7 protein-coding genes are annotated in these 9,703 nt (G+C 43.0%); 2 read left to right on the top strand and 5 right to left on the bottom strand.

Translation table 11 applies throughout. The annotated features are described in order from the left end of the window. From ACESMA_RS20740 to ACESMA_RS20725, 4 genes are all read right to left on the bottom strand, one after another. The coding region (locus tag ACESMA_RS20740) for a four helix bundle protein (protein WP_372950792.1) at nt 1–308 on the bottom strand (308 nt) is incomplete at its 3' end. A gap of 69 nt (nt 309–377) precedes the next feature. Next, nucleotides 378–1,271 (bottom strand): PmoA family protein, encoded by an 894-nt coding sequence (locus ACESMA_RS20735; protein ID WP_372950791.1) that lies wholly within the window; start codon nt 1,269–1,271, stop codon nt 378–380. Nucleotides 1,272–1,287: 16 nt separating this feature from the next. After that, the gene (locus ACESMA_RS20730; protein WP_372950790.1) at nt 1,288–2,532 is read right to left on the bottom strand and encodes a PmoA family protein; all 1,245 of its coding nucleotides are present in this window, start codon (nt 2,530–2,532) and stop codon (nt 1,288–1,290) included. A 107-nt stretch (nt 2,533–2,639) separates the two neighbouring features. Next, the gene (locus tag ACESMA_RS20725; RefSeq protein WP_372950789.1) at nt 2,640–3,677 is read right to left on the bottom strand and encodes a uroporphyrinogen decarboxylase family protein; all 1,038 of its coding nucleotides are present in this window, start codon (nt 3,675–3,677) and stop codon (nt 2,640–2,642) included. Nucleotides 3,678–3,786: 109 nt separating this feature from the next. Here ACESMA_RS20725 and ACESMA_RS20720 point away from each other — a divergent pair, with 109 nt between their 5' ends. Next, on the top strand, nt 3,787–4,653 hold the full coding sequence (locus tag ACESMA_RS20720; protein WP_372950788.1) for an AraC family transcriptional regulator: 867 nt from the start codon (nt 3,787–3,789) through the stop codon (nt 4,651–4,653). A gap of 60 nt (nt 4,654–4,713) precedes the next feature. Here the strand turns inward: ACESMA_RS20720 and ACESMA_RS20715 are convergent, their stop codons facing one another. Further along, the gene (locus ACESMA_RS20715; protein ID WP_372950787.1) at nt 4,714–5,376 is read right to left on the bottom strand and encodes a hypothetical protein; all 663 of its coding nucleotides are present in this window, start codon (nt 5,374–5,376) and stop codon (nt 4,714–4,716) included. A gap of 517 nt (nt 5,377–5,893) precedes the next feature. On the opposite strand from ACESMA_RS20715, the gene ACESMA_RS20710 reads away from it, so the two are divergent. Then, complete coding sequence (locus tag ACESMA_RS20710; protein ID WP_372950786.1) at nt 5,894–9,676, top strand: glycoside hydrolase family 2 TIM barrel-domain containing protein; 3,783 nt, start codon at nt 5,894–5,896, stop codon at nt 9,674–9,676. Nucleotides 9,677–9,703: the final 27 nt, after the last annotated feature.

The following is a 9,703-nucleotide window of genomic DNA, read 5'->3' as shown; positions in this document are numbered from 1 at the left end:
CAAAATTTATAATATTCATCGAATTCATTATCAGTAATATATTTTCTATTTTTAGCTTTATACAAGCAAGTTACGACTTCAGCAAGCGAACGAATGGAGTATCCAAGAAATTTTTTGTATTCAGGCGAAGATTGCACAATTGATCCTTCGGCAATATTTAAAGCAACAGAGTCCGCAGCTCTTCTAATCTGGGAAGACAAATTGTAAATTTCTTTTTGAGGAAAACTATCAGTTAAACCGTTTATATTTTCTCCCAATTCCATAGCACGTTGCCAAATAATCAACTTTTCAAATTTAAATCCATTCATATACTTAAATTTTGATATTTCAACTTCCTACTTCCCACTTCCTACTTCCTACTTCGCGCTTCCCACTTCCTACTCCTCCCTATACTTTTCAAACTCCTCCGCAATTTTTGCCTCAACATGATCACCCGTGTGCACCAAAACCCTGTACCTCAGTTTTATCTGCTCTCCTTTTTTCAGGACTATATTTTTATCGTTCTCGGGCCAGTACATGGGTGTGGGTGAGAAGAATCCGTAATCGCGGGTAAACCATGGCGCCGGGAACCACTCGTTGGAAGGATGTTGCAAAATGGCCATTCCTTCTGTTTTGCCCATTCTTTCGCCGTAATAGTCAATCCATGCCGAACGCTTTCCAAATGTGCCTTTTTCTCCGGTTTCACCTTCAGCATTAATCATGGTGCCTCCGTTAATTACAGCTAAATCAGGGTCCATTCTTCCGCTGAACAGCGAATGGTTGGTTTTGTCAATGGTCACATCCATAAGCATCTCCATAACTATATCGAAATCAATTTGGAATTTTTCGGGCGATGGAACAGAAACAGTGATTTTGCGCTTGTCTTTAATGGGCGCATCGGCGCCGGGCCGTTTCCAGATGTTTTCATTTTCCACAACAGCTTTTTCACTGCCGGTTTCAAGGATGTCTGCCCGCAGTGAAACAATTTGCCCACGTTCCAGACCCTCCTGCCAGTAATTGCCGCCATTCACCTTGTCGCATCCGAAAAACAGCGAACTGTGGTGCGGGTAGTTGGCGTTTCGCATGGAAGTTACCGTGGCGTTCGAAGGGCCATTCACCGGAAAAAAGAACGGGTACTTTTCAAATTCAGATAGAATATAACTGGTAAACAGGTTGCCGTTCACCCTGAACTCGATTTTATCGCCCACTTGTTCAGCCGTTACTTTCGGCTGTGCTGTTGCTGCACAAACTATTGCAAAAAATGCAATTATCAAAACTTTTACTTTTCTCATATCTCTGTACTTTGTACTATTTACTTAATTCTATTTTCGGATTCGTTGCAAACCCATTCCAATAATTTTCTGCTGTTTCTGCATCCATCTCACCATCAAAAATAACCATTCTGTATTTTAATGTATAATCGTTTCCGGGTTCCAGTTTCCAGTCTTCGTGCCGGATGGGGCAAAACTCAAAAAACATGTCGCCGCGCCCACCGTTGGCATCGAGCGGCCAAACGCGCATGGGCTCGGGGTGCATCCGGTTTGACGGGTGGCTTAAGAAAAGGATTCCCGAGCGGCCTTCGTTCACATCCGATTCTCCTTCCACAATGCACCATTTGGCAAACGAACCGTCAGCTTCAGCCCTGTCTTTTCCGTCAGAGGTTAGCACCGTGCAATTGTCTTTGTGCCATTTTTCCGTAGCTCGAAAGCCGATTCCTCCGCCGTAACGGTAAGCATCGAGCATAATGCCGGTGGGCAGCGAGCTGTTCAGTGTGGTGGTGTAATCTATTACCCACACTTTTTCGGAGACGTTCCAAACCCGTACATCGAGAATTTCATTCATGGCCACCTGGTCTGGACCCTGTCCGCCAAAATCTATGTGTTGCTGCAATGCTTTGAAACCGCTAAATACTGCACCTTCCGTTTCCGATAAAAATTCAGCAAATTTTACCGTTCCCTGCCCTTTGGCGAGGTTCCAGAAATCCACTTCGCGGTCGTCAATATGAGTTAGCGTCCACGGTCCCCAAATGCCGTAATGATGGTAATGGTCCGGTGGCTGGATACGCGAAAGTTCTTCACCTCCCGGCGACCACAACGGATGGATAAATCCCGAACGTTTGTATAAAGGATTCACTCCTTCGGGCGGGAAAGTGGTTTCAAAACGGTAGTTCAAAACCGGTTTTTCATTCATCAGCAAACTGAAATTCTGGTGGCTTTTTAAAACTTCCACTTTCGGTTTTGGACTTTCAGCTTCCTCCTTTGTTTTTAAAATAAAATTCCGGGTTGAATTTTTGGCAGAAACTCCCTCTAAAATAAACCAAAGTTTTGCCGAATGGCCGGATTCAAGCTGACAGGCGACCGGTTTTTCTCCGTTTGCGATTACTTCATAAAGTGCCAGAGTGCCCTTGTCGGTATTGTAGTTTAACCCGTCCAGTGCCACCGAAACCGGAGCATCAATCCGATCATTCCCAATGTGAACTGAAAATTTTGTCAGTTCCTGAGCATTTAACTGCAAGCCTGTAATTACCAATAATAAACAGATTATTTTTTTCATGTTTTTCTATTTAAACTACTAATTTGCCAAAATATTTTAACCACATAGGCACATAGAGCACATAGACTTTCTAATGTGTCCTATGTGCCTATGTGGTTCGATTTTATTCATTTTGCTTCTCCATCTATTGTTTCCTTAAACGCTTTAATATTCACAGTTGTAACTTCGGGTGGCATTCCGCCGCCACACGACCAGATTACCCGGTTTTTGTCGCCAAATTCATGTACCATTTTACGTGTTTCCTCCCGAACTTGTTCCGGTGTTCCGGCAGCAAGCACATCGCGCGGTGGCAGGTTTCCAATCAACCCAATTTCCGGTCCGGCCAGTTCACGAATTTCTTTCATGGAGTGTTCGAAACTAAAATTAAAAAGGTGAACACCCATCTCTTTTAAATAAGGCGTGGAAATTAAACCCTGTGCATCGTTATGGAAAAAATTCAGTTTCGATTTGAAGGCATTAAAGATTCTTTTTATATAAGGAACAGCATATTCGCGGCATTCATCGTCGCCAACAAATCCAACAATATCGTCGAGCACAAGAATTCCTTCAATAGAAGGAAACTTTTTTTTCTGGTGCTGCAGCCAGCCAATGGTAAACTGTGTAATGGTTTCCAGTAGTTTGTGGCTGTTTTCCGGGTCCATCATAAAACCCATCATCAGTTCGGTGGTGCCCATCAAAAAGGAGGCAATATTCAGCGGTCCGCGGGCAATGGCAAATTTCACCTCGTGCCCCATTTCCTGCATTGGTCTTTGGTAGTTCAACAGGCGTTGAATGACAAACGGAAGCAGCCCGTCGGTTTTCGGATTGGGCACTTTCAGGGTTCCGGCTTCAGAAATGTCGCTGATAATTTTATTGGCATGGGGCAGGTTATATTCGTCCCAAACCATTTTGGCGCCAAATGCCGAAGGTTCGGTACACATGCCAAACTCAGACCAAAACCCCGGCAGAAAAATAATATCGGGAAAAGTTTCAATGGCTTTTTTGTTGGTTTGAAACCAGATTTCTTCAGAAGAGTAAAACTGAAGGGTTGAAACACCAGCCCAACCCGGTATCCACGGACTGTCGATAATAAATCCTGTTACCGGTTTTTCGGGTGTCTTTCCGCTTACAGTATCCAGAAGCAACTGCCATTGTTGGTTTGTCATAATTTCAGATTGATTTCACGTTTCAAATTTAGGTTATCCGGGAATCATTTGACAGTATTTTTTTAGCAAGGGTTTGTACTGGATTAACATTTTTACTAATATTGAACCCATGAAGGTGATGCAGGAATACATCGATTTTCCGTTACGAACGGCCGTAAAAGTAAAATGGCGCAAAATGCCTCACTTTACTTATCCGTGGCATTTTCACAGCGAATACGAGATTTTGTATGTCATTGAAGGCACAGGTACCAGTTTTGTGGCTGATAATATTGAGCAATTTAATTCGGGCGATTTGGCTATGTTGGGAAGCAATCTGCCGCATTTCTGGCGTAGCGATGAAAAATACCATGCGCCCGACAGCCATGAAAAAATAAACTACATTGTCATCCAGTTTCCCGGCGATTTGTTTCGCGAATCGATTTTCGAATATCCTGAATTTCATGTGATACAGGAGTTGTTCAGTCGTGCGTCGCGGGGTATCCGGTTTTTGCCACCGTTTTCTGAAAAGGCAGGAAAACAGGTGTTGAAGATTGCCCAAAGTTCAGGATTCGACCGGGTGATTTTACTGCTGAAACTTTTGCACGAACTGGCTAAAACCGAAAAATACAGGTTACTTGCAGGCGAGTTGTATCATCAGCAAAACCACGATTTTACTGATGACCGGCTAACCAAAGTGCTGCATTTTCTAACCACCCAGTACCAGCAAAAAATTGAACTGGAGAAGGTTGCCGAAATTGCCCATCTCCATCCTTCAGCTTTTTGCCGTTTTTTTAAGGAGAAAACCGGAAAGTCGCTTTCTGAATACGTTACCGATTTACGGATTAGTTATGCCTGCAAGCTTATCATCGAAGGAAAACTTTCGGTCTCCCAGGTCTGTTTCGAGAGCGGATTCAACAACTTGTCCAACTTTAACCGTACGTTTAAACGCCATTCGAAAATGACGCCAACAGAGTATTTCCAGCGGTTTCATGAATGAGGAAATCAAAAAAGGCTAAATTGAAAAATTGTGAAATAGATAAATGGTTGAGTTGAAGTGTTATTTCCCGATTTTTGAACTTATCCCAAAACCATAAAAAAAATAATCTCGACGTCCCATAGCATGAAATCTTTTTGGGCTTTCTTTTCTGTATCCGGCAACAGGTGAAAGCGAAATGGTAAAATTCCCTTTTTTGAGAAGTGTTTTTCTCAATCCAAAATTCAGCTCCCAAAACACTGAGCTGTAATAAGGGTAAACAGGAAAAGTGGCCACAAATTCAGATTTATAATAATAAGCCATTTCCAGTTTTAAATGGTTGCCGGCTGTAAATCCCAGAAAAAGCGAATTGAAAACAGGGTTGTTAAAATTCAATCCGATTTTAACCGGAATTCCCAAACTGAAAAACTCAAGCTGCCGGTTATAGTCTGTTCGCAAACGGTAGGGCATTCCAAAATCATCAATAAAAGTATGCCCGTATAATTCCAGCCAGTTGTGTTTTCCGGCTTGTGCAAAAATGCCGCCTGCAACCCAAAACTTTTTTGAAATCGATGTAAAATAGAGAACCTCAAGAGTTGGGTCAGCAGAGTATCGATACTCTTTCAAACTCCATTTTGCCGGATGCACCAGCGAAAAATTAAACTCAAACCCTTTTTTACTTTCTTGTGCATTTAATGGTGGCAACAAAACCGCCATTAAAACAATTAGTGTAAACAGAGAACGCATGACTTTTGATTTTTTATTCAAATGTCTTGAAAATTAAATATATAATCAAGTATTTTGTGATTTAATTTGAACTTAATTGCATTTTGCAACAAAAAAAACCACTGCAAATTATTTGCAATGGTTTTTAAGCGTCTCAATACCTTTTCTCTGTTTTTCTAACCTGGGTTTGTAATGGAAAAATTTCTACAGGATAATCTTCCCCATCGTATTTTTAATATTTTTTGTGAACGTTTTTGTCATTTAATTTACACTGCAAATATCGCTATAACAGTTGGTATCAGTATCATTTTTACGACTGAAACGAGGGTTGAAAAATGCTGATATGAGCGTTCAAAATAACTGAGTTGAAAAAGTTAAACAGGGAAATTTTGTATAGGTTTTGGCTGTAAATCGGGTATTTTTTTTGAAATCTGTAAGTTGCATTGATGAGAAAAATATCACCGGGGGTTATTCTGAAAATCAAATCGTGTAATGAAATTATCTTTTAGTTTTGTAGATGAATAAAAAACCTGATGCCATGAGTCGAACTTTTTTTTGCATTTTTTTTCTGTTTTTTCTGAATGGTGTAGTGCAATCCCAGGAAGTGGAGTTTCTGCCCGATGACTGGCAAAACCCGGCTGTATTCGAAAAGGGACAAGTGCCGCCCCGTGCATTTCATATTCCTTTTTCAACAAAGGAAGCAGCATTGATTAACCGACCAGACCAAAATGATAATTTCCAATTGCTGAACGGAATGTGGAAATTCAAATGGGTGGAAACTCCTGAACAGGTTCCGGAAGAGTTTTGGAAACCAAAGTTCGACATTGAGGAATGGGCCGAAATAAAAGTGCCATCCAACTGGCAGATGGAAGGTTATGGTCATCCAAAATTCAGGAACATTGCCTTAACTTTCGAAAGCGACCCGCCCAATATTCCGGATTATTACAATCCAACCGGGTGTTACAAACGCAAATTCGAAATTTCCAAAAGCTGGAACGACAAAGAAATATTGCTTCGGTTTGAAGGCATAAAATCGGCTGCGTACATTTGGGTGAACGGCAAACGGGTGGGCTACAATCAGGGCGGATTTGAACCGGCAGAGTTTAATATTACTCCGTTTGTAAAAAAAGGTGAAAACGACTTGGCGGTTCAGGTGCTGCGGTTTTCCGACGGATCGTATCTCGAAAACCAGGATATGTGGCGGCTTTCGGGCATTTACCGCGACGTGAAACTGGTGGCCTATCCCAAAACTTTTATTCACGATTTTTATGTGGTAACTGATTTGGATCGAAACTACGGAGACGCCACACTGATAGTGGAAACAGTTGTGCGGAATGCGGAAAAAGACACTTCGGCCTGCACACTGGAATTTGATGTGTTTGATGCTAAAAATGAGTCAATTTTGAAAGACGGAATTCAATCCATGAATTTTAAAACCGCACCCGATTCCATTAAAAAAGTAACGCTTTCCACGTTGGTTGTGAATCCTGAAAAATGGTCGGCAGAGTTGCCCAATTTATATACGTTGCTCATTCGGCTTAAAAACAAAGAGGGTGAAACACTGGAGGCATTTACCCAAAAAATCTGTTTTCGTGAGGTGGAATACCGGAATTACATTTTTACAATAAATGGCGTACCGGTAAAACTGAATGGCGTGAACAGCCACATGCACCACCCCGAGCACGGGCAGGCTGTTCCTTTGCATTCGCTGAAACAGGATCTGATTCTGATGAAAAAGTTCAACATCAACTGCGTGCGAACATCGCATTACCCGCCAACTCCCGAGTACCTCGATTTGGCTGATGAACTGGGGATTTACGTTGTAGATGAGGTGGGCGACGAAGCGCACGCCAACATTAATTTATCCGGCAACCACGACTGGACTGAAATGTACAAAGACCGCAGCCGCAAACTGGTTTACCGCGATCGCAACCATCCGTCGGTAATTATGTGGAGCGCCGGAAACGAGTCGGGCAGCGGGTTTAACATCAACGAAGTGATAAAAACCGGCAAGGCAATTGACCCCAGTCGCCCGGCCTGGATGTATGGCGGAAACACGTTTTACATTCCGTTTGAAGACATAGTGGGCCCGCGGTACTGGTTGCCCATCGACTATAAAAATCTGGCACAAGGCAAAGTCCTTCCTCAAAACGACCGTCGGGCTTCGTTTATGGACGAGTACCTGGCCGCCACAGGAAACGGACTGGGCGGCATGGATGAATACTGGCAGTGGATTTGGAAATATCCGCGATTGACCGGCGGGGCAATCTGGGATTGGATTAGCCCAGGAATTAAAACACCGCGCTGGATTTTGCCGGATTCTTCATCTTATAAAAATAACGGGCAAATTATGGGTCGTCCGGTTTTCACGGAAGGAAAAAACGGTCGCGGCCTCGAATTTACGGGACACGATGACTGGGTGGAGTTTTACCGTAATCCCAGCCTCGATATTACAGGAAATATGTTGAGTGTAGGCTTTTGGGTGAAACCGTTTGAAATTCCGCAACCAAACACATTTTTAATGAAGGGGAAATACCAGTACGGGATTCACATGGAAAATCCGCAAACGCTGGAGTTTTACATTCATAGCGGAGAAAAACGGATTTCAGCAAAAGCACGGGTAAAAGATGATTTTTACGAAAACTGGCATCACATTGCCGGAATTTACGATGGTAAAAGTTTACAGCTTTTTGTGGACGAAGAACGTGTTGCACAAACCCGGCACAGCGGCGAAATCAGTTCAACGCCTTTCCCGTTTTGTATTGGCCGTGAAGCCGATACGCAGGATCAGGGCGAATATTCGGGCCGGATGTCGAAAATGATTATCGATGAGGTGAAAATTTTCGATAAGGCGGTTTCCCTTGATGAGCTAAAAAATGAAAAAGAAGGCGCAGTTTTGGTTCTCGATTTTGAAGCCGACATAAAAGCAAAAGATGAAGAATTTTTTGCTGTGGGCCTGGGCGGACGTACTTATGGAATTATATGGCCCGACCGGAAAATTCAACCCGAAATCTACCAGATAAAAAAATCGGGGCAGCCGGTTAAAATCGAGGCTGTTGATATTAAAAACGGGCTGATTGAAATCACCAACCGTCATCATTTTAAAAACCTGAACAAACTGCAGGGGATGTGGAAATTGACGGTGAATGGCGATACCATTCAGCGTGGATTTTTTCAGATTGATTGTGTGCCGGGCGAGACAGTTAAAGATACCATTCCCTTCCGGATGCCCGAAATTGAAAGTCATTCCGAATGCTTGCTTACCGTGTCATTTTTACTAATGGAAGACACCAAATGGGCCAAAGCAAGTCACGAAATTGCCTGGGAACAAATTCCTGTTCCGGCTGAAATTTATGTGCAGGAAAAAGTTCTTGAAAAGGGAAAACTTACGATCAGGGAAAACAACGAAAGTATTTTAATTACGGGCAGAAACTTTCGGTATGAGATGGATAAAAAATCAGGAAAACTGAAGTCGTTGCAGTTTAACGAAACGGAATATCTGGATGACGGACCCGAATTTAACGTTTGGCGGGCGCCTCTGGCCAACGACATTGACCCATGGGGAAGCTACATGTTTGAACAGGGAAAAATGACTCCGGGTTTTGGTCGCAGCATCGACAACCAGTTGCGGACGCTGGGTTTGCAAAACCTGGTTTCCGAAGTGCACGAAATTAAAGTAAAGCAGCTTGCTGAAAGTGAAGTTGTGATTCAAATCGGTGCCTTTTCCAATAGTTCGATGGATCCTTCGAGACGCGCTCACGAATGGATTTTTTCGTCGGGTTTTGAGCGAAACGAAATCTGGACTTTTAAGTCAGATGGAACCATTGAACTGGAACAGGAAATTATTCCGCACGGTCCGATGCCCGATATGCTGCAAAAAATCGGGTTACAGTTTCAGTTGCCCAAATCATTCAGCAATGTGGAATGGTATGGCCGTGGGCCTTTTGAAAACTATCCCGACCGGAAAACCGGAGCAAAAGTTGGGTTGTACAATTCTGATGCAAATAAAATGTACGAACCATACCTAATTCCGCAGGAATATGGCAACCGCAGCGATGTGCGCTGGCTGAAAGTGCAGGATGGGGAAGGAAAAGGTTTGCTGATAAAAGGAGGGGAATTGCTAAACTTCAGTTTGCACAAATACAGTACTGACAATCTGGAGCGCGCTATGTACACGTATCAGTTGGAAGAAGCACCTCACACCATTCTGAATGTGGATTACGAAGTTAGCGGAGTTGGGGGAACTGCTATCCGGCAGTTGCAAAAATACAGGGTGATGCCGGGAGTCAGAAATTACAAGCTGACAATAAACCCGTTTTAGCGGTTTGAAAGATTTTTAGGAGAGTAC

The sequence above is a fragment of the Mariniphaga sp. genome, assembly GCF_041687215.1.
Lineage (GTDB): Bacteria > Bacteroidota > Bacteroidia > Bacteroidales > Prolixibacteraceae > Mariniphaga.
Note: the sequence above shows the minus strand (reverse complement) of the source record. Positions and strands in the feature narration are given on the sequence as shown.